This window comes from Lactobacillus sp. M0390 (assembly GCF_016102085.1).
Classification (GTDB): Bacteria; Bacillota; Bacilli; order Lactobacillales; family Lactobacillaceae; genus Lactobacillus; species Lactobacillus apis.
The window spans coordinates 255,590-274,372 of the sequence record NZ_JACFPH010000001.1 but is presented as its reverse complement, the minus strand read 5'-3'; the positions used below and the strand labels follow the sequence as shown (position 1 = coordinate 274,372).

The following is an 18,783-nucleotide window of genomic DNA, read 5'->3' as shown; positions in this document are numbered from 1 at the left end:
CATTTTTTCCAAATATTCCTAGACCGTCATTTCCTCTAATCCTTCGTAGTTTTTCAGATTTTGAATTAAACATTCAGGACTGCAAAAAATGTCAGAGTCAAAAACAATAACTTCATCTTCTCCGGATAAATCACGTTTACACGCTTGGCAATATACATTTTCTTCCATTACTACTCTCCCTCTAATTAGGATTAATGATTACTAGATTAGTTTCAGGTAACCTATCTAATATCTCAAAAAACACATCCTTGTTAATGCGATATATTCTTCCACCAAACTTAGCTTTATAAGAAGCAAAGCGTCCGTTTTCGACTTTCATGCTTAACTCTTTCAAATCGGTTAGCTGCTTTTCGTAGATTCGGCTAACACAATCGCTACCCGTTCCCCGAAATTTGATTATTCCTGCCATTTCACTCACTCATTTTCTTTTTCAATCATATTAACCAACTCTGAATTTTGATAGATGTTCCCGACAATTTTGGGATATTTGTGATAAAAACCATTTTTATCATAGCCGTCAAACAAATATTCACTGAGATATTTCTCGGATGGCGAAACTATAAACCCGCCAAACCAGCTAGAATAGTTAACTTCTAAAAATTCATCCACCCAACGATCAACATTAGACATAAGAATTCGATAATGAGTTGGTAAACTTAGAATATCGCCTTCATAAATTTCTTTACTATTTACATCTCTAAGACCAGTAGATTGCATAATAACTGGATTGTCTGTATATGTTTGTCCTGGACGTAAATCTAAAACTTCAACATCGCTCATAGTTTTAGATTGTTTGTCCCACTTTCTGAACTTTAAATTATCACCCATATTTACCACCGTATTTAATCTGCATTCTTTACAGATAAAATATTGTTTACATTTAGTAGAACTTTACCCAATTGAGTATCTGTTAATTCAATAAAAGATTGAGTTAGCATCTGTAAATCATCTCTTACTTTGTAGTAATCTTCCTTAACATCATATTGAGTTCTGCCATCATTCATTTTTATCGTTGTCATTTACTAGCTCCTTTCAGGCTAATGGTTACCTCAATTCATCTAAACTAATACTTAATGCATCAGCAATTTTACATACTTTACTAAAGCTAGGTTCCTGCCCAGCAAATTTATATTTTTTTAATGTTTCATAATTTACATTAGATTCCCTGGTTAATTTTGCTAAAGACCAATGCTTTTTATTCAAAATAATTTGTATCTTATTCCACAACATCTTGTACCTTTCGTGTATAATAGTACATATATTTAGTGCTTGCTTGATTTTTTAAAAGGAGACTTTTTATGGATAAAAAAAATCCACGTGCTGTTTTACCTCAAAATACTAAAAAACTATTATTGAACCCTACTGCGAAAAATATTGGTGACACCTTAGGAGATGTTTCAGAATTAATATTATCGCCAGTAAACATAGCAACAACATGGGCTAATGCACATATAAGAAAATTTAAGCAATCAATTATTGATAATGTAAATAAAATTCCTGAAGAAAATAGGGATTCTTCTAAAATAAACTTAGCTATGAAAACTATAGAGGACTCTAAATATCAAATAAATGATGATAACTTAAGAGAAATGTTCGCTAAACTTATTGCTGCTTCTATAGACAAAAGGAATAATCAAGGATTATCACCTAGATTTTCAAATGTTTTATCTCAATTCAGTCCAGAAGATGCTAAGTTTCTTATGCAAATTTCGACTAATAATTTTGATCTTCTTCCTATACCTACTGTTATATTTATTGCCCAACTGAATAATGGTAGTGGCTCTGAATATGGAAATCATTTTATTGCTCCAGATAGATCAACAGCTTCTTGGTTCCAAAATGAACTAAGTTTAAATAATCTTGTATCGCTAGGAATCATTAATCAAAGCGATGAACAATATTTAGCTAATGATACAAATAAGTCATTTTATGATTCTGTTGAAAAATCACCTGAATTTTTAAGTTGGAGTAATTCAGGTGCTTTATCAGCTATAGGCTTTAAACCCGCTATTAAAAAGGGATTTATAGAATTCACAACTTTTGGTAAAAAACTAACTCAAATCGTTATACAGAATTAATTAAAAATTTGATTGCTTCGACCTGTTCAGCTGAAAAAATTGTATGTCCATAAGTAGAATCTTCCCAAACTAATTCTCCTTGTTTATCCATTTTAAACGTACCAATCTTGTCGGATTGTGGCGTTTTTTTATTTTCCATTTTCGCTACCTCTCCATCTTTAAATTTCATCTTTATCACTCCGATTTCCCATCACATTAGGATTTTGACCTAAAATTCCTTCTAAAACAACCATCTAAAACTTACCTTTCAGGTGACACTTCGGTGACAGTAACTGTTCACCAGTCAATCCTTACTCCCGCAACAAAACACGGTGTTTTTTTGAGCGGTGAACAGTAAAATTGAAAAAAACTTTAAAACGTTCTATAGGGTACTTATAAAATATAAATAAAAAGTTTTATTAGAATATAGTGTTCTAGTGTTCACCTATATACATGAGCCTTACTCTCATATGCTTTTATGCGGTGAACAGTAACCGTTCACCTACTGTCACCATCTGTTCACTTTTGAAATCCTCTTACTACTTTTCCATCTATTTTCTTTCGTCCACTCGTGTTAAACCCTAAGTGCTCCATGTAATACCTAATATCGCGTGTCTGCTTACTGTTTTTCGATAGTGCATTGTAGTCTTGGAATAGCGCAAAAGATAAATCGCGATTAGAAATAAAATCTTGATCTTTAAATTTATTTTCCAAAACGTCCATCAAGTTATCTTCAAGTCCTGATGTGTATCGGAATTCTTCACGATTTTCTTTCAGTAATTCTTCTTGCTTAGGTGTAAATCTAAACGGATCTTTCGCATTTTTGAATAACCACACTACTTCGCCCCACAGCTGCTGCACCACATCTTCAGTTAAGTCGGTCACAGGATTTTTTGTTTGATTTTCAGGGTGAGCATAGATTGATAAAAAACGTCTATCACCTGAACGGTCTTTTAAGTGCCGCACTTCGTTAGTTGTTCGTGCAATTACGAATTTTTTCTTGAAGTGAATAGGCTTGTGTCCGTATGGCTTTCTGTATTCAAAATCTTGCATCGTGATGAATTTCTTTGTTTCTTCAAAACTAGCATCATTACTGGCCATCATTTCATCATCGTTTACAATCAACGCATTACGCATCACATCAAAATCATCTTTTTTAGTGAAGGTATTGAATTGGTCTGTATAAAGTCCCAATGGAGCAATATTTTTTAAGCATGATGTCTTACCAACGCCTTGACCACCCACTAAATCCAAAACATAATCAAATTTAGTTTCGGGATTATACACTTTTGCAACTGCACCCATAAACCACGTACGAGTAATTAAAGTTGTAGTAGCATTCTTTGGTGCACCAAGATATTCCGGAAAAAAATTATCCAATCTTCTCTTCTTATCCCAATGTTCATATGCGTCATTCATATAGTCAATCACTGGATTGTAGGAGTTCATGTAAGCCACATTATCAACTGCTTGCTCAATGATTACATTCTTAAAATTAGCGTGGTCATAGCTCGCTTGAGACTCAATATAGAGTTCAATTGAGTTAGTAACTTGGTCGGTATATTGACCTTTGCTAATTAAGACAGTGCCGATATTTTTTATTTCTAAGTTAATTTCTTTTACAACATCGATTTCTTGCGTAAATTCATTTAACCGAAACAGATTCTTAAGCTTGGGGTCACGTAATAAAATCATTACTACGTTTTTAACGCTTGTGGTTTTAACCGAGCCATTATTTTGACGATCAAGAGTAATATTTGATTTACGCAATTTCTCAGCGTTTTTCTCGTCAATATTAATAACGTCACTCATTCAATCCCCCTTCTCTGCATTTCTTTTTCAATCATTGAATTAACGGTTCGCTCCACTTCATTCAGCGGTAAGCTATCTGCTGTATTGGTATTTGCAATTATTGCTAATTTAGCTGCCACATCTGGATCAACGCTACGATATAACAGACCACCGACAAAGCTAGCTAACGATTTATTTCTTTGACCATCATTACCTAAACCATTAGCAATTTTTTCGAATAATTCAGTAGTTTGTGTCTTAGCAGATGTTTTATAACTGAGGATTGTCCGTTTTTCCGGTTTAGCTTTTTCTTTAATTAGGTCAAGCAGCCCTTGCGGGGCTGGACGAATAATTTCATGATTAAGCCATTTATAGTGCTTACCGTTTATCTGGCTAGGCGCTACTACTACATAATTGTTATCGTGGGCTTTTAAATCAACACCAGGCAAGAAACCAATGTTTTGAGCAATCGTTTCATTGTTAGGCTTTTGGAAGAAAAAGTGATAACCGTTGTGTGCAGTTTTCTCGGTTAAGGTACCCTTAAACCATTCAGGATGATTTAACTCATTAATTGAGTCCATCCCATCAACATCTCCATGACGGTCAACATCAATTACGAAAAACTTGTCAGTTTTAAGTGCAATGTTTGCTAACGGATATCGTTGCCACACCTGTTTAATTTCATCAACAGAAAGTGGTGGTTTACCGGCAAATTTAATCAGCGGTCGTTTAGTAGCTCCAATTGGAATTACAGAAAATCCATGCGATGCGTAGTTAACTGCATAATTGACTAGATTTTCTAATGCCATGATTTAACCTATTAATTTCTATTCTTGTTCCTTTTTCAATCTCAACTATTGCTTTAAAAATAGGTAATATCTGTTCCGGCATTACTGCATTACCTACGCATTTAAGTCTGTCCATCCCTTGGGAAAGCCCATCATCATTTCGCCGAAGTCGGCTGCTTGATTGGCTGAGTTTCCTTGCACCTGCAGATAATACGTGTACCTGGTCTGTCCATTCCGTTTGCCACTCTTGGGCATCAAAGACCTCTGGATACTGCCTATTACATCTGACTGATTCACTTTTTTCCACGCTTGACCGTCTCCTGCCATTGGCGTTGGCCACAACGAATGTTCGCAATCTTTGATGTGGGGCACCGACGGCTGTAACTGGAAGTACAAAGGTTCTTGTTTCGTAACCTTCGCTCTCCAAGTTAGATAACGTTCGGTCGAGTTCCATGTTTGCGAAGTTAGCAACATTTTCTCCAATAACCCAATCTGGCCTGATTTCTTGGATAATTCTAAACATTTCAGGCCAGAGGTCACGGTCATCTTCCTTGCCTCGTCTGTGCCCGGCTGTGCTAAATGGTTGGCAGGGGAACCCTCCTGAAACAATGTTAATTGTGTCTGCATCTATGCCCTCCTTTCTTAGTGTTTCTTTGTTGATTTTTCTTACATCTTTCAAAATAGGTACATTCGGAAAGTTCTTTTCCAATATTTTGACTGGGTATTCCTCTATTTCAGATAGAGCAACAACTTCTATCCCCGCCATCTGCTCTGCTAATGCAATACCGCCTATTCCTGCAAAAAGTTCTAAAGCTTTCATTACCTTTATCTCCTAAAATGGTAAGTCACTGTCGTTAATTTCTACTGTGTCACCTGAACCTGCAAATGGATCTTCAGCTTTTGCAATCTTAGGTTGTTCATGCTTTTTGAATTCGTAATTTCTAAAAGGAAATTGTGGATTCTTTTTATTTGGCGTAGTTTCAATTGTCATTTCTAAAACTCGACCTTCTGCAGGTTTGAAAGCTTCAACTAAAGCCTCGTATGCCTCAGATTCATTTTCAAAGTTAAAACATGAATCTGGGATTGGATTGTTTAACATTTCGCCAATGACTTGAATCATTGAAATATTTCTTGCAAGTACAAATGAATGCATTGGTTCTCCATTTGATTTTGTCTGTGCTAGCGATGGAAAAATTGATTCTTGCTTACCTTCCTGCTTCCCTTGAACTACTGTGAAAGCCAACATTAAGAAATCACGGTCACCTTTAGCATTATGATTTACGTTGTCAAACGACATTAGGTATGTTCCATCAGGGATTCGCTCGTAGGGATTGTATTCTTTACCTTCCTTTGGGTCGAATCCATTTTTCTTCAAATCGTTCATTGCATCTAATAAGCTCATTATTTAGTCTCCTTGATAAAAATTCCGTTACATGTTTCCAATAGCTTTAAAATTCGTTTGTCAGTAATATTTTTAGGATTGTATTGTGTTCTTAAACTTTTAACTTCTCTGAAATACGAAGCATTAACACCGTCACCAACTTTTTTAGTTCTAATTTCAACATCACAATTGCCATTTACCACATTAAAATATTTAGTCTTAAGTGAAGGATGATAAGAAGTGGCACCAGTGCTGTCATCTGTAATTGAATTTTCTCGACTAATGTAGATTATGTTCATTGGCAATGCTTTTAAATCCATTACTAACTGTTGCAATGCGGTGTTGAATAATGCGTATCCTTTACCGTATGGAATATCACTTAATGACTTAACATTGTTATCCCAGCAGATTGCCTGCTCTAGCATGACGATAATGTCATCAATTACGTCAACAACTACCGTTTTAAAAACATCTTCGCCTTGAGCCTGATTTTGCAAAGCAAGAATAATATCATCCATTTGTTTAGTTACTAGTTGCGTAGGATTGCCGTTCTTGTCTCTTAAATTTCTAATTTGAAATCCAGGTGCGGTTACTTGTTCACTGTTGCCATCAGTGTTTAGTACAATTGGATTTGGGAAAAAACTGGCAAAGTAGCTCTTACCACTCATGGGAGCGCCCCAGATGAAAAAGTTATGCGGCTGCGCCTTTGGTTCTAATTTTTTAGGTTTTGGTAAATCTATCATTTTCTAATCATTCCTCTCTGTTTAAGTTGGAAGTAAACCCACCCTTGCTTATAGCCATGCAACTTTGCGTAAGCATTTAGCTCAGCTGGTGAAGTTAACTCATTAACTTTCATGTTTGCGACTTTTTTCATTAGGTCGCTTTGTACTATTTCTGCTATTAATTTCTTACGATTTTTCGCTTCAACTAAATCAACATCTTTAACCTGTTTTGCTTCATGAACTTTAATTGGCTTACCACACAATGGACACTTGCCATCTTTAACTTCGCCTGCTTTGACAACTGCAAAACAGTAATCGCAGGTAATAATTGCCATGCCTGGTTCAGTATTTATTTTTTCAACTGACTTCGTACCGCTGACTACAGCTTGTTTCCAGTCTCGATCATCATCGGGATAGCCAAATTTCTGAACGTTATTAGCGTGATCAATAATTATTGCAGTCTTGCCTGGTCTTGGATTAAGACATCTCATTGAAAACTGTAAATACAATGCTAGTGACATAGTAGGTCTAGCCATAATTACGCAGTCAACATTGGGTAAATCCACACCTTCTGTAAATAAATTGACGTTAACCAGTATTTTTAGCTTTTGATTTTTAAAATCACTAACAATTGCGTCCCTTTCGACTGCCGGTGTTTTACCGTCAACTTCTTTTGCTGAAATTCCTGCATCATTAAATTCTTGAGCCACTCTTTTCGCAGACTCGATTGAATACGTGTAAACAACTGCTTGCATCCCATCGGCAATGCGTTGATATTGCTTTACGACATGACCAAAGATCTTATTGCTCATAGCTTCATCCATTGATTTGTTGGTATAATCACCAGTCGAACTGCGTTTCAGTAATTTACTATTAAAATCGTTTGGCGGTTGGAAATATCTGAATGGTGCTAAAAAGCCTTCATTGGTTAATTCCTTAATTGATTTTCCGACAATAATATCGTCTGCTATTTGGTCAAGTTGCTTTTGCCCAGTACGTCTAGGAGTAGCTGTAAAAATCAGCACATAGGCATTTTTAAACTTCTCTAGTATTTTTTGATAGCTTTTTGCAAGTGCGTGGTGGCCTTCATCAATCAGAATTAATTGTGGCTCAGGTAATTCATCAACTCGTCTGCAAAGTGTCTGTACTAGTCCCATTGTTGCTAAGTTAGGATTGACACCTTGAGTTTTGAAAGTAGCCTTAGCTTGGTCCAATACTTCTTTACGATGAATGATAAACATCACTTGATTGTTTTTATCGGTTGTTCTCCTGGCAATTTCTGCCATTACCACTGTCTTACCTGTTCTAGGTGGTGACTGGACAATAATATGATGATGACCATTCTGCATTGATTTAGTTATGCGCTGAATTAAATCGCTTTGATATGATCTTAATTCGTACATATTTATAATTTTTCGTAGGCTTGCAGCAAGTTATTAGTGATTCCTTCAGCATCAGGAATGGTTTCATCCACAACACATTTAAAATTATTCAAAAATCCAAAAGTTATTTGGTCATCAACCATGTGTATTGCTTTTTGATAAACTTTTTGAAACTTATTTTTCGAATCATAGCCAAGCAAGCTTAGCATTCGGCTCAAAATTCCAATGATTATAAATGGTTTAAATTCTTCGTCAAGTTCTTCTTTTCCATTATTTAAAGTTGCTTTTGGAAAACAGAAAAATATTGTTAATTCGATTAGTTTTTCTAACTGCTCTGTATCAATTTCACCTTTGATATATGAAACAGATACTTCAAAGAAGTCTGCTAATTGCTGCCACACCTTTTCGGTAGGACTATTTAATGAATTTTCCCATCTTGAATATGTCGGGATTGTTATAGGTTTCATTTTTTTACTAATTAACAATTCATTAAATGCTTGTACAAATTGACTTTGCGACATCCCCTTTTTATTTCTTAGTTCTTTTAGCCTATTTGGCTTATGTTCATTAAAGCCCTGTAGGTATGGAACTGAGACATCGAAGTAATCTGCCAATTGTTGCCATGCTTCTAGCTTTGGCTCACGCTTTACACTTTCATACAAACTTATAGATTGTTGAGTAGTGTCTAGTACGGTAGCGAGCTCTTCTTGGCTCACGTTTCTAGATTCCCGTAATTCTTTAATTCTATTCATGATTAATCTCCTGACTTTGTGCTTCGTCATAAACCATCTTTTTAGCTTCATCAAACATTGATCTAATCACTGATTGAAATTGTTCAGAAGCTGTACCTTGATATGAGCGTGGTAAATCAGGACGACTTTTATTAAGGTAATTGATTGCACCTTTGTAAGTTTTCTGCTTTAAGGCTTCATTTTTAAGATTCGTTGTCCATAAGTCGATTCCTTTTAAAACCTCACTCTGCCATTCGATAAAGTCATTCATTTTTCACACCTCTTTCGTGACCGTCAAAGTAATTTGCAGCTAGGTCGTACCATTCTTCGCCATCTGGATCATGCCACCAGTCTGCAAAATCATTTAACATATCTTCAAATGTTTGATGTCCAAGTGGCTGTCCGAGGTAATATCCCAAGCGCTCTGTATATTTTTTCAAGTTATTCATTTTCCATGCTTGACCAACAACAAAGTCCCTTGCGCTGCTATAGTCATCACCATTTTCACCATATGTGGCTAGTCCACCATCTGCTTCTGTACCTATACACTTCATTTGTGCTATAATCTCCTTAGATTTCATTTATAATTTAAGTCCGATTGCCGTCGGGCTTTTTTTATATTCCTGGTAATCGTTCTGGCAGGCTTAAAACGATAATCGTTAATACCAGTCCAGCAATTACTATAAGCAATGATGCGATTAATAACTTTCTGTTTTTCGGATAGGTGCCGAAACCTGCATATAATATGTGCTGCCATTGTTGTAATATCCTTTCTTTGAATTTTTGAATATGTAACATTATTTTCTTCTTTCTATCTTTGCCTTCACGTTCCCATCAGTGAGATAATTTAATAAAAGGAAGTGAAAACATGGAATTAAATTATGACCTTGTGAGAGATATACTTATTGAATATGCCCAGAGTGAACACACTAGTGGTCCAACAGCTCAAGAACTAATAGATTTCGCTACCAAAAAAGAATGTTCATATGACGAATTAACATTTACATTAGCTAGAATGTACGAAGGCGGACTTATTACAAAGTCCCCTCAATTAATAGGCAATTCATATAAGATAACTGAGCCAGGTAATCTAACTTGGCAAGGAAATGAGTATCTTAATTCAGTTAGAACTCAAAACGTCTGGAATGAAGCGAAGAATAAAATTAAAGAACTTGGTTTAAAAGTGTCATTTGAAACAATAGCTTTTTTGGCCAAAAGTATTGTTGCTAAGAAACTTGGCCTATCTTAAACTCAGTTCCATCTATCCATAAATAGATACTCTTTGAAGTCTGATCTTTGGGCAGTTGCTCCAAGATCATTTTTTTTAGTATCGAATTTGGATGTATTTCGCTATCAAGGTTATTTCCTAAATCAGCTCCTGCAATTAGCGGTACTCTTTCTCCGAATTGATCAAAGAAAAAATAAATATAATTAACTTCTTTTCTTCCTATTTCCAATTTATTTCACCTCGCCCACTTTTTATGCTTTTTCATAAATTCATCTAAATCACACTTATCAAATCGTCTAACCCCATCAACACTTGTGTAAGGAATGTTGTATTTTGCTATCCATTTTGCAAAAGTTGGATTAGAAACTCCTAAATAAATGGCTGCATTTGTTTTGTTAAAATACCCATATTTTGGATTTTTAAGTTTTGGTGCTTTTGCTTTTGCATCTTGATACACTGCAGTCAATCCCTTAGTAAACATTTCAACTGCTTGAGAGGGAATTTCTTGATTCGTTATGCTCATTTCTTCTCCTTTTTACCTAATTCAATCTCAATTACCAACTTATATTCAGAATTTATAACGTCAATTTTGCTATTGATTTTCAATAGACCCTAGCCTTAGTTAATTCTCATCTCAAAAATTTGATAAATTCTCTTCCTAATTTCTACATCCCTGGGTGTTGTTCCTCCATGAATTGCAGAACTAACAGTTGGACGATTTATATTTAACAACTCAGCTAGACTTGTCGTTGTATACCCTCTTTTATCCATTTCATATTTGATATCAGCAAAAATTTTGCGTTTAGTATTTGCTAAAATTTCTTCGGCTGGCATTAGCTCACTTCCTTTCCTTAAATAAAAGTGTCAATAATTTTGTCATCAAATTTACGAATTCGCATTGACATTTTTTCGTATAAATGCGAATATGTAAGCATAGTAAATAAAGCAATTGAACAGTATCCCCCATACATTTCAATACTTTTTTTGTTTACTTAAAAGTGTAAATAATTTTGTTGGCAAATATATTATTACGCATTATTGCGAATTAACCAATACAAAAATGCGAAAAATGCGAAAATATTTTTGTCATATTCATTAGGAGCTTGATATGACAGCCTTTGACCGTATAAAAGAATTATCTCGCAAGCAGGGTTTATCATTAATTGAAGTAAATGATAAAGCTGGTTTAGGTACTAGAACTATTTATCATTGGAAAACTAAAACCCCTAGTATTGATAATCTACAAAATGTTGCAAAAGTACTGCATACTTCAACAGATTACTTATTGGGTAATACTGATGATTCGTCCCCTGTACATAAAGACAGTGAACATCCTTTTGTTGATATTGCAGATGATGAAACTATTTATTCATATCGTGGAAAGCCAGTGCCTAAGGAATATTTGGACGTTATTCGCAATTTAATGGACAGTGATATTAGAAAGGGAAAAGATAAATAAATGGATGATTTAATCACCTATCTCCTTCAATTTGCTTTTGATAACGGAGTTAGTTGTGCATTAATATGGAAAAATATAGATTACCAATCTGTTGCACTGCCCGAAAAGAAACTAATTGTAATAAATCAAAATTGTAGAAATAAACAAGAATTACCTTTCATAATTGGACACGAAATAGGCCATATTATGAACGGAGATTCTAACGCAGCATTCTACTGTGGAAAGCCTATTAACTCTGAAGAACGATTCGCAGATTTATATTCGTTAAATTTAATCTACGATTATGCTTCAGATCAGTTTGATACATTTGAAGAACCAATTCAGTTTATTTATGAGTACGGCATCCCTATTAGGATGCTTAATGATGCAACAGAGTTATACAAAAAGAAAAACAATCTTTATTTTTAAAAATATAATTTGTCCATAACGCCAGTGACGTTAAACCTACGGTTATTTTTGAAGGGAGATTTTATGAATAAGTTTAAAAAAGCATTGTCAGTAGTTGGGGTGGGACTATTAGCTGCATCTATGGTTGGTTGCTCTTCTAATTCATCAGAAAGCAAGTCAAGCAGCACTGGAACAAAGACTACTCAGCAGAAAAAGAGAAAAACGGAGCAAAAAACTGCTTTTAGAGAAAAGTATGACAAGATTAAAGTTGGTGATGTTGCGCAACAAGGAAACGGTGGCGCATCAGTTGATGAAGTTACTGCCCTTTTGGGTCAACCTAATTCAACTAGTACAGCCAAAGTAAGTGGTTTTAAGGTCAAATCATATAATTGGACTAAATCAGGTACAGATATCTTAGTGCAATTTGCACACAAGAAAGCTATTACTAAGACTATTTCAGGATTTAAATGGAATAGAACTAGTAAGAAGTTGGACCTTAAAGCATTTAACAAAGTTAAAGATGACAGTACATATGATGCACTCGTTAAATCATTCGGCGAACCCGATGGATTAAACGAGAGTGTTACCATGGGACAGACTAACGTTACTGCTATTTATATGACTGGTATCAAAGGCAAAGACGGCGCAACTGCTACCTTCGTGTTTGATAACAACAAGTTGACTTCCAAAGCACAGACAGATTTAAAATAAAATAAAAAAGCCTTTAAGAAGCAGGTCGGCAAACTCAGTTCTTAAAGACTTAAAAATGCGAATAACTAAATAGTCATTCCCTTTCATTATAACAGAGAAAGGTTGGTACTTATGCCAAAACGAGACAAAAATATCAAAGAGATAACACTTAAGAGTGGTGCTAAGCGATACAAGTACAATACTTACATTGGACTTGATCCGGTAACAGGTGAACGGGTTTTTGCTAATGGTACCTACGATAACTACAATGATGCCAAGGATGCTTATGATAAGGTGCGGCTTGAGGGAACCAGACACTATTCAAAACCTAAGCAAAAGACAGTAGATGACGTTTACAAAATTTGGTTCCCTATTTACAAAAATGAGGTTAAGGAATCCACTGCAAACAAAACTCAAATCAATTATCGAGTTCACATTAAGCCATGGTTTGGGAGCGACTACATCGATCAAATTAGTAGTGAAAAATTTCAGGCTTTCGCCAATAAAAAGGCCGAAGAACTTGTTAAGTTTCGAGAAATAATAAATCGTTTTGACCAGATTTATAAATACGCAGCCGCGATGCGTTATTGCAGACGTGAAGATAATCCAGTTAACATGATTATCATTCCTAAAAAAACAACACGAAAAAGAAGAGACATTAAAACCAATTTTTATACTTTAGAGGAATTAAAAGAATTTTTAGCTGCTGCTCAAAAATATAATTTCAAGTATTACACCTATTTTCTGCTACTAGCTACTACAGGACTTAGAAAATCAGAAGCCTTAGCACTTCTCTGGTCAGACATTGACTTCAACAAACGAACTGTTAGTGTAACTAAAACTCTATCTATCGGTATGAATAATACGCAAATAGTTCAGTCCCCAAAAAGTGCTGATTCTAAACGAACCGCCGTCTTAACAAGCCACATGATTGAAGTATTACATGAATATCATAAAAAAGACAAGCTAATCTGCCCTATTGTTTTTCACGGATCTGGCAACAAGTATGTTGCAATTTCAAAGCCTGACCGTTGGCTAAAAAATATTTACAAACAAAATCCAAGTTTAAGGCCAATTACTGTCTATGGTTTTCGCCATACCTACGCTACTCTCAATAAGAGCCAAAGCATCAAAGATGTTCAAGCAGTAATGGGCCACTCAGATGAGTTTATGACCAAACACTACACTCACTCTACAGAATCTGGCCGCGAAAGAGTACGAGAATTTATGGACAGTTTAAATCTTTAATTATTTTTTTCGAACTTTTTTCGAACTTTTGTATCAAAAAAGACTGATAAGCGTTGATTTATCAGTCTTTTTCTTTTTATTTATGGAGATGAGGGGAATTGAACCCCTGTCCAAACGCATTCCGTCACTGACATCTACAATCATAGTTATATTACTTGAATTTCACTAATCCAAAACGCCATATAACAGGGCTAGAATGGACTAGCTAACCTGAAATGACTCTTTTTAACTATTCAGATGAGGTAGTTAAACGTAACTCACTAAGTTGATACTTTCTACCAGACGTGAGTAATCCGATAAAAAGCAACACATGCGCTTAAATTAAGCAGCTAATGCGTAAGAATTTTCTTTATTTGCAGTTATAAAACTGTTGACGTTGTTAACGCAGACGTGACCTACGGATCGCAGTCAATGCGAATCTACGCCTGTCGAATCCCAAAACATCCCCAAATAGGATAGAAATAGTATAGCATAATTTACACTAACTTACTATCCAATAGCTTTCGCGTTACCACATAAAACTTTTACAAAACAAATTTATTAAATGCCTGTTCAATCCCATCTTCATCATTTGAAGCAGTTACATAATCTGCATGTTCTTTTGCTGCAGCAGAACCGTTTTCCATTACTACTGAAGTTCCAGCCACTTTAAACATTGGAATATCATTGCGTTCATCCCCGATAGCCATTACTTCAGCAGTTTCTAATCCTAGTTCTTTTTTCAAAAATTCTAGTGCTACTCCCTTGTTAACATCTGGATGCATTATTTCTAAAAAGTTAGCTGCTGCGCGTACCACGTAATTTTCTTTTCCAAATGTTTTTACAACATCAGCTTCAACTTGATCAAGCTTATCTTTTTCATCACCAAAAACAGCCTTAATTACTTGATCATCTTCAGGTAATTCATCAGGTTTTCTGATTAAGACACCTGCACTGTTTTCCCACGCCTGGACAACAGTAATTCGATTAACATTTAAATTACTTGTAATGATTGCACTATTCTCATCAACAATATTGTAATCCACGCCATGTTCTTTCGAATATTGGTCAATCTTTTCATAAGTTGCTTGATCAATTCCAGATTTTTGTAAAGTCTTACCTGTCACCGTCTCAATAACAGCACCATTAAAAGTAACAACATATTGATTATCCTGAACTATTCCTAGCTCATTCAAAAAATGCTTCACACCAGCTAATGGTCGTCCAGAGCATAGCACAACCTTAATATCACGCTCTACTGCTTTTTTAATTACTTCAATAGTAGATTGAAGTAACCTTCCCTGACTATTTAATAATGTGTCATCAACATCAATCGCAACTAATTTAATCATTTATTTTTCCTTTACTATTTTGTTCAAGTTTTAAGTTATTTACCGTTGAATCCGACTATGCTTTTGTGAATTATATTAATAGTCAAAATCAATCTAATAATGCGAATCATATAACCAAACTGGTTTGGCTAGCCTTTCGGGTTCCTCAGTTTGAAATCTGGGAAAGACATGTGTGTGCAATAAATTATTCATATTGGTCAAAATGTCATAATTAATTCTCTATGGCTGAGATACTTGTAAAATTGAATTGCCTAATAGTGCTATAACAGTCAAAAAAGCTATTCTTTCTTCTAAATCGTTTAATGACGACACATTTCTTTTAGGCAATAACACATATTTTTCCCTATGTTACAGCATTATTTCCAAATACTATAATATCAAAAATAAACAAAAAAAGTCGCTAAGTTTTTCCTTAGCGGCTTCTTTATTTAATTACAGGTTTTATCGTTAACTCAAGTGAGCTAGACGAACAACATCACGTTCAATCATCAATTCTTCATCAGTTGGAATAATCATTGCCTTGATTGCTGAATCAGGCTTAGAAATGAACTTCTCACCATTAGATTTATTAGCTTCATAATCTGGCTTTAGTCCCATAAATTCAAATGACTTCATGATTTCTTCACGAACGCCTGCATCATGCTCACCGATTCCAGCAGTGAAAATAATTGCATCAACACCCTTTAATTCAACAATGTATGAACCGATATATTGTCTTATATGGTTAACAAAAATCTTACGTGCTAATGCAGCTTTTTCATCTGAATTATTTTCCAAGTCACGCATATCAGAAGAAATGCCAGAAATACCTAATAAACCAGATTGATCATTCAAAATGTCAATCATTTGATTAATATCAAGGTTTTCCTTATTCATAATATATTGCAAAACAGATGGATCAACATCACCAGAGCGAGTACCCATAGTAACACCAGCAAGTGGTGTGAAGCCCATTGATGTATCATATGATTTGCCATTCTTTACTGCAGTAACAGATGCACCAGAACCTAAGTGACATACGATTAATTTCAAATCTTTGGCATCACGATCAAGCATTTCTGCTGCTCTACCAGTAATGTAACGCACAGAAGTACCATGTGCACCATACTTACGCACACCATATTTTTCATAGTATTTATAAGGGATTGAATACATGTAGTGTTCTGGATCCAATGTTTGATGGAATGAAGTATCAAAAACCCCTACTTCAGGAACATCAGGTAGTAACTTCATAAAAGCTTCAATACCCTTTCCCTCAGCCGGATTATGTAATGGGGCATATTCTTTTAAATCGTAAACTTTTTGCAGCTTTTCCTGATCAATAATAGCTGAATCAGTAAAATCTTCACCACCGGCAACAATACGGTGACCTACTCCAGCAATTTCACTCAAGTCTTCAACAACTTTATATTCTTTTAAAGCCTTTAATAACAAATTGACAGCTGTTTCTTGATCGGGAATTGCAACCTTTTCTTCGTGCTTTTCACCATTGGCTAACTTAATTTCAAAAGATGAGCCATCAATACCAACTCGATCAGCAATCCCCTCTGCCAATACTTTTTCTTCAGGTATAGCAAATAGCTTATACTTAAATGAAGAACTTCCTGAGTTTATTGCTAAAACTTTTTTCATAAATGAGATTCCTCCATACACTTTAATTTGACTTTTTTCACAAGTTAATGAATATTTTTAGTATACCACTCATTTAGTTTAACATTAAGCTTGATTAGGTCCTCTTCTTTTTTAAGTGTATCCAACTTTGTGAGAAAAACCTCACTACTTTTAGCATTTTTACCATGATTTTGGAAAACTAAAACGGACTTTTGATTAAATTTATTTTGGAACGCATTATCTGGCAGCTCAATTATTGCTCTTAAATAAACTTTTTCTGATAACCATGGCATAAAGTCACTTCCAGTTTTTCCAGACAAAATGTCCTTAGGAACAACAAGGAAAGCATATCCACCCTGCGCCAAATTCTTAATTATCTGTTCAATAAACAAAAGATGAGCAAATGAATGACCTTTTTCAGCCTTGGTTGCAAAATTTTCTGCATTTTCATCAATTGGATAATAACCAATTGGTAGATCACTCACAACAACGTCTGGCTCAGAACAAAACCATGGTGTTAACGCATCTTGGTTGAATAGCTCTATTTCAAGACCATTCAAATGAGCGTTAATATCGGCAAAGTTCAGCATATCTTCATCGTTATCAATACCAAATAAGTTAAAATCTACTTTCGAATGATTCGCATTTTTGAGCTGATTCACCACCGAGAATAATAAATTGCCTGAACCAATTGCGGGATCAATTATAGTTAACCCCTGATCTGGTAATAATTTCTGCATAAACATCGCAATAATAGTTGATATCACTGGTGGTGTTGGCATCTGATTAGGATCTAAACCATCCTCGTTAATAGCCTTGAGTGTTAAAAAAGTAAATATTTGAACTTTCGCCTTTTGTGAAAGGTCTTCATAATGCAATTGTTGGTATTTTTCACTTAGTTGGGCCACTGTTTCTTTATCAGGTGCACCTAATTCAACCTTTATCTGCTCATTTTCCAAATTATCAAAAGTCTCTGTTAATGCTTCACTAAATGATACGTTTAGAGCATTCTGTAATACCTCAACGCAGTCAATAAATTTATTAAATAAGTTTTCAATTTTATCCACTTTGATACCCCGTTTCTTCTAAACATTTTAATAGAAATCAGGTAACAAGCGCAAGTAAATCAATACCGACATAAATATTCGATTAATAGCGTATTGTTTTGCAAACTGCTACAATAGGTTTCTTGATAAAACTGTAAAAAAAGCAAACAGGTAGTTAAAACTAAAACGCTACTTAATAAAGCGCTAGCTTTTAATTTCATTATTTTCCCTCTTTTCATTTTTTGTTGTTTTAGATTTTGCATCCAATTTGAAATATATTTCAGATGATCGCCCATCTTTTTCGACGACGTTAATTTTTATTTGTTGGTCTTTACTAATAAATGAGGCCTTTCTAACGTTTAACAGTAGTGGCATATGCCCTCCTTCAGGCGTCCTCATTCTAATCATGTCTTTATATGAAGCCAAAATATAAACTTGCGTTTTTCCGCTTTGATCAATTTTTTTGATAGCAACTTGACGGCTATTTGTTCCAGCTGGAAAAAGATAAACGGTTTTAGCATCTTCTTTCAAAAAATGATCAAATTGAACATAAGCAAATACTATGTCATCGGTTCGATGATGTGCTTTATCAGCCGTTGCCATACTCTTTAACATATTCTGTAAAGTTACAACTGCTAGCAAGGTTACAAAAACAGCAAATACAGCATCAGCCAATAAGAAGCCATTACTTTTTGACCTTGTACGTTTGTTTTTTAGTTGCGTCATAAATTTTTGAATCACCTATCATTTGATAAACATGATCATGAACAATAATTTGCTTAATTCCATTTTCTTTCATTGCTCGCATAGCATAAGTACGATCAACTTTTTGCTCATTTTCTAGTTCGAATGATCTACTTTCGCTCACAATCAATGAAATACTGACAATTCCTAAAAATGTAATAGAGAGTGCGACACAACTTTCAGCCAT

Annotated in this window: 30 protein-coding genes, 1 other RNA gene and 1 pseudogene; 6 read left to right on the top strand and 26 right to left on the bottom strand. The window is 34.8% G+C overall.

Annotated features, from left to right (window positions below):
* Positions 1-18 precede the first annotated feature (18 nt).
* From H3R25_RS01340 to H3R25_RS01320, 5 genes are all read right to left on the bottom strand, one after another.
* Positions 19-168 carry a hypothetical protein gene (locus tag H3R25_RS01340; RefSeq protein WP_198193993.1) on the bottom strand — a complete coding sequence of 50 codons (150 nt, stop codon included), beginning with the start codon at positions 166-168 and terminating at the stop codon, positions 19-21.
* 13 nt (positions 169-181) lie between these two features.
* Positions 182-409: a hypothetical protein gene (locus tag H3R25_RS01335; protein ID WP_198193991.1), complete on the bottom strand. Its 228-nt coding sequence runs from the start codon at positions 407-409 to the stop codon at positions 182-184.
* A 5-nt stretch (positions 410-414) separates the two neighbouring features.
* A complete protein-coding gene (locus tag H3R25_RS01330; RefSeq protein WP_198193989.1) occupies positions 415-780 on the bottom strand; it encodes a YopX family protein in 366 nt (121 codons plus the stop codon).
* Between the two features lie 62 nt (positions 781-842).
* Positions 843-1,019, bottom strand: a complete 177-nt coding sequence (locus H3R25_RS01325) for a hypothetical protein (protein WP_198193987.1) — start codon at positions 1,017-1,019, stop codon at positions 843-845.
* A gap of 25 nt (positions 1,020-1,044) precedes the next feature.
* A complete protein-coding gene (locus tag H3R25_RS01320; RefSeq protein ID WP_198193985.1) occupies positions 1,045-1,230 on the bottom strand; it encodes a helix-turn-helix transcriptional regulator in 186 nt (61 codons plus the stop codon).
* A gap of 68 nt (positions 1,231-1,298) precedes the next feature.
* Between H3R25_RS01320 and H3R25_RS01315 the strand changes: the two genes are divergently transcribed.
* A complete protein-coding gene (locus H3R25_RS01315) occupies positions 1,299-2,078 on the top strand; it encodes a DUF4393 domain-containing protein (protein WP_198193984.1) in 780 nt (259 codons plus the stop codon).
* Here the strand turns inward: H3R25_RS01315 and H3R25_RS01310 are convergent.
* The 11 genes from H3R25_RS01310 to H3R25_RS01260 form a co-directional block, all read right to left on the bottom strand.
* The gene (locus tag H3R25_RS01310) at positions 2,065-2,247 is read right to left on the bottom strand and encodes a hypothetical protein (RefSeq protein ID WP_198193982.1); all 183 of its coding nucleotides are present in this window, start codon (positions 2,245-2,247) and stop codon (positions 2,065-2,067) included. The genes H3R25_RS01315 and H3R25_RS01310 overlap by 14 nt on opposite strands.
* Before the next feature lie 329 nt (positions 2,248-2,576).
* On the bottom strand, positions 2,577-3,869 hold the full coding sequence (locus H3R25_RS01305; RefSeq protein WP_198193980.1) for a VapE domain-containing protein: 1,293 nt from the start codon (positions 3,867-3,869) through the stop codon (positions 2,577-2,579).
* On the bottom strand, positions 3,866-4,657 hold the full coding sequence (locus H3R25_RS01300; protein ID WP_198193978.1) for a bifunctional DNA primase/polymerase: 792 nt from the start codon (positions 4,655-4,657) through the stop codon (positions 3,866-3,868). The genes H3R25_RS01305 and H3R25_RS01300 overlap by 4 nt, the downstream gene beginning before the upstream one ends.
* Complete coding sequence (gene dcm, locus H3R25_RS01295; RefSeq protein ID WP_198193977.1) at positions 4,623-5,456, bottom strand: DNA (cytosine-5-)-methyltransferase; 834 nt, start codon at positions 5,454-5,456, stop codon at positions 4,623-4,625. Before dcm ends, H3R25_RS01300 begins: the two co-directional genes overlap by 35 nt.
* A gap of 12 nt (positions 5,457-5,468) precedes the next feature.
* Positions 5,469-6,038, bottom strand: a complete 570-nt coding sequence (locus H3R25_RS01290; protein ID WP_198193975.1) for a single-stranded DNA-binding protein — start codon at positions 6,036-6,038, stop codon at positions 5,469-5,471.
* Positions 6,038-6,760, bottom strand: coding sequence for an AAA family ATPase (locus tag H3R25_RS01285; protein ID WP_198193973.1), 723 nt, complete (start codon positions 6,758-6,760; stop codon positions 6,038-6,040). Before H3R25_RS01285 ends, H3R25_RS01290 begins: the two co-directional genes overlap by 1 nt.
* Complete coding sequence (locus tag H3R25_RS01280; protein ID WP_198193971.1) at positions 6,757-8,142, bottom strand: DEAD/DEAH box helicase; 1,386 nt, start codon at positions 8,140-8,142, stop codon at positions 6,757-6,759. Before H3R25_RS01280 ends, H3R25_RS01285 begins: the two co-directional genes overlap by 4 nt.
* Before the next feature lie 2 nt (positions 8,143-8,144).
* Positions 8,145-8,873 carry a helix-turn-helix transcriptional regulator gene (locus tag H3R25_RS01275; RefSeq protein WP_198193969.1) on the bottom strand — a complete coding sequence of 243 codons (729 nt, stop codon included), beginning with the start codon at positions 8,871-8,873 and terminating at the stop codon, positions 8,145-8,147.
* Positions 8,866-9,123: a hypothetical protein gene (locus H3R25_RS01270; RefSeq protein WP_198193967.1), complete on the bottom strand. Its 258-nt coding sequence runs from the start codon at positions 9,121-9,123 to the stop codon at positions 8,866-8,868. Before H3R25_RS01270 ends, H3R25_RS01275 begins: the two co-directional genes overlap by 8 nt.
* Positions 9,116-9,406, bottom strand: a complete 291-nt coding sequence (locus H3R25_RS01265) for a hypothetical protein (RefSeq protein ID WP_198193965.1) — start codon at positions 9,404-9,406, stop codon at positions 9,116-9,118. Before H3R25_RS01265 ends, H3R25_RS01270 begins: the two co-directional genes overlap by 8 nt.
* Positions 9,407-9,467: 61 nt before the next feature.
* A complete protein-coding gene (locus tag H3R25_RS01260; RefSeq protein WP_198193964.1) occupies positions 9,468-9,650 on the bottom strand; it encodes a hypothetical protein in 183 nt (60 codons plus the stop codon).
* 70 nt (positions 9,651-9,720) lie between these two features.
* Here H3R25_RS01260 and H3R25_RS01255 point away from each other — a divergent pair, with 70 nt between their 5' ends.
* Positions 9,721-10,101 (top strand): DUF2513 domain-containing protein, encoded by a 381-nt coding sequence (locus tag H3R25_RS01255; protein WP_198193962.1) that lies wholly within the window; start codon positions 9,721-9,723, stop codon positions 10,099-10,101.
* Here H3R25_RS01255 and H3R25_RS01250 read toward each other — a convergent pair.
* From H3R25_RS01250 to H3R25_RS01240, 3 genes are all read right to left on the bottom strand, one after another.
* Complete coding sequence (locus H3R25_RS01250; protein ID WP_198193960.1) at positions 10,079-10,309, bottom strand: hypothetical protein; 231 nt, start codon at positions 10,307-10,309, stop codon at positions 10,079-10,081. The two genes, H3R25_RS01255 and H3R25_RS01250, sit on opposite strands and share 23 nt — an antisense overlap.
* Before the next feature lie 6 nt (positions 10,310-10,315).
* Positions 10,316-10,603, bottom strand: a complete 288-nt coding sequence (locus tag H3R25_RS01245) for an excisionase family DNA-binding protein (RefSeq protein WP_232354522.1) — start codon at positions 10,601-10,603, stop codon at positions 10,316-10,318.
* Positions 10,604-10,698: 95 nt separating this feature from the next.
* On the bottom strand, positions 10,699-10,914 hold the full coding sequence (locus tag H3R25_RS01240; RefSeq protein WP_198193958.1) for an XRE family transcriptional regulator: 216 nt from the start codon (positions 10,912-10,914) through the stop codon (positions 10,699-10,701).
* Between the two features lie 274 nt (positions 10,915-11,188).
* Between H3R25_RS01240 and H3R25_RS01235 the strand changes: the two genes are divergently transcribed.
* The 4 genes from H3R25_RS01235 to H3R25_RS01220 all read left to right on the top strand — a co-directional run bounded on the left by H3R25_RS01235 (position 11,189) and on the right by H3R25_RS01220 (position 13,864).
* A complete protein-coding gene (locus H3R25_RS01235) occupies positions 11,189-11,539 on the top strand; it encodes a helix-turn-helix domain-containing protein (protein WP_198193956.1) in 351 nt (116 codons plus the stop codon).
* Positions 11,540-11,947, top strand: coding sequence for an ImmA/IrrE family metallo-endopeptidase (locus tag H3R25_RS01230; protein WP_198193954.1), 408 nt, complete (start codon positions 11,540-11,542; stop codon positions 11,945-11,947).
* Between the two features lie 63 nt (positions 11,948-12,010).
* Positions 12,011-12,637 carry a DUF3862 domain-containing protein gene (locus H3R25_RS01225; RefSeq protein ID WP_198193953.1) on the top strand — a complete coding sequence of 209 codons (627 nt, stop codon included), beginning with the start codon at positions 12,011-12,013 and terminating at the stop codon, positions 12,635-12,637.
* Positions 12,638-12,748: 111 nt separating this feature from the next.
* Positions 12,749-13,864, top strand: coding sequence for a site-specific integrase (locus tag H3R25_RS01220; protein WP_198193951.1), 1,116 nt, complete (start codon positions 12,749-12,751; stop codon positions 13,862-13,864).
* An 80-nt stretch (positions 13,865-13,944) separates the two neighbouring features.
* Here the strand turns inward: H3R25_RS01220 and ssrA are convergent.
* The 7 genes and pseudogenes from ssrA to H3R25_RS01190 form a co-directional block, all read right to left on the bottom strand.
* Positions 13,945-14,312, bottom strand: a transfer-messenger RNA (tmRNA) gene (gene ssrA, locus H3R25_RS01215).
* A 76-nt stretch (positions 14,313-14,388) separates the two neighbouring features.
* Positions 14,389-15,195 (bottom strand): Cof-type HAD-IIB family hydrolase, encoded by an 807-nt coding sequence (locus H3R25_RS01210; protein ID WP_198188710.1) that lies wholly within the window; start codon positions 15,193-15,195, stop codon positions 14,389-14,391.
* 108 nt (positions 15,196-15,303) lie between these two features.
* Positions 15,304-15,528 (bottom strand): annotated as a pseudogene (locus tag H3R25_RS09150) (hypothetical protein); the annotation flags it as partial.
* 114 nt (positions 15,529-15,642) lie between these two features.
* Positions 15,643-16,827: an acetate/propionate family kinase gene (locus tag H3R25_RS01205; protein ID WP_122034808.1), complete on the bottom strand. Its 1,185-nt coding sequence runs from the start codon at positions 16,825-16,827 to the stop codon at positions 15,643-15,645.
* Between the two features lie 44 nt (positions 16,828-16,871).
* Positions 16,872-17,873, bottom strand: a complete 1,002-nt coding sequence (locus H3R25_RS01200; RefSeq protein WP_198193949.1) for a class I SAM-dependent methyltransferase — start codon at positions 17,871-17,873, stop codon at positions 16,872-16,874.
* Between the two features lie 183 nt (positions 17,874-18,056).
* Positions 18,057-18,578: a ComGF family competence protein gene (locus H3R25_RS01195; RefSeq protein ID WP_198193947.1), complete on the bottom strand. Its 522-nt coding sequence runs from the start codon at positions 18,576-18,578 to the stop codon at positions 18,057-18,059.
* Positions 18,538-18,783 carry a hypothetical protein gene (locus H3R25_RS01190; protein ID WP_198193946.1) on the bottom strand — a complete coding sequence of 82 codons (246 nt, stop codon included), beginning with the start codon at positions 18,781-18,783 and terminating at the stop codon, positions 18,538-18,540. Before H3R25_RS01190 ends, H3R25_RS01195 begins: the two co-directional genes overlap by 41 nt.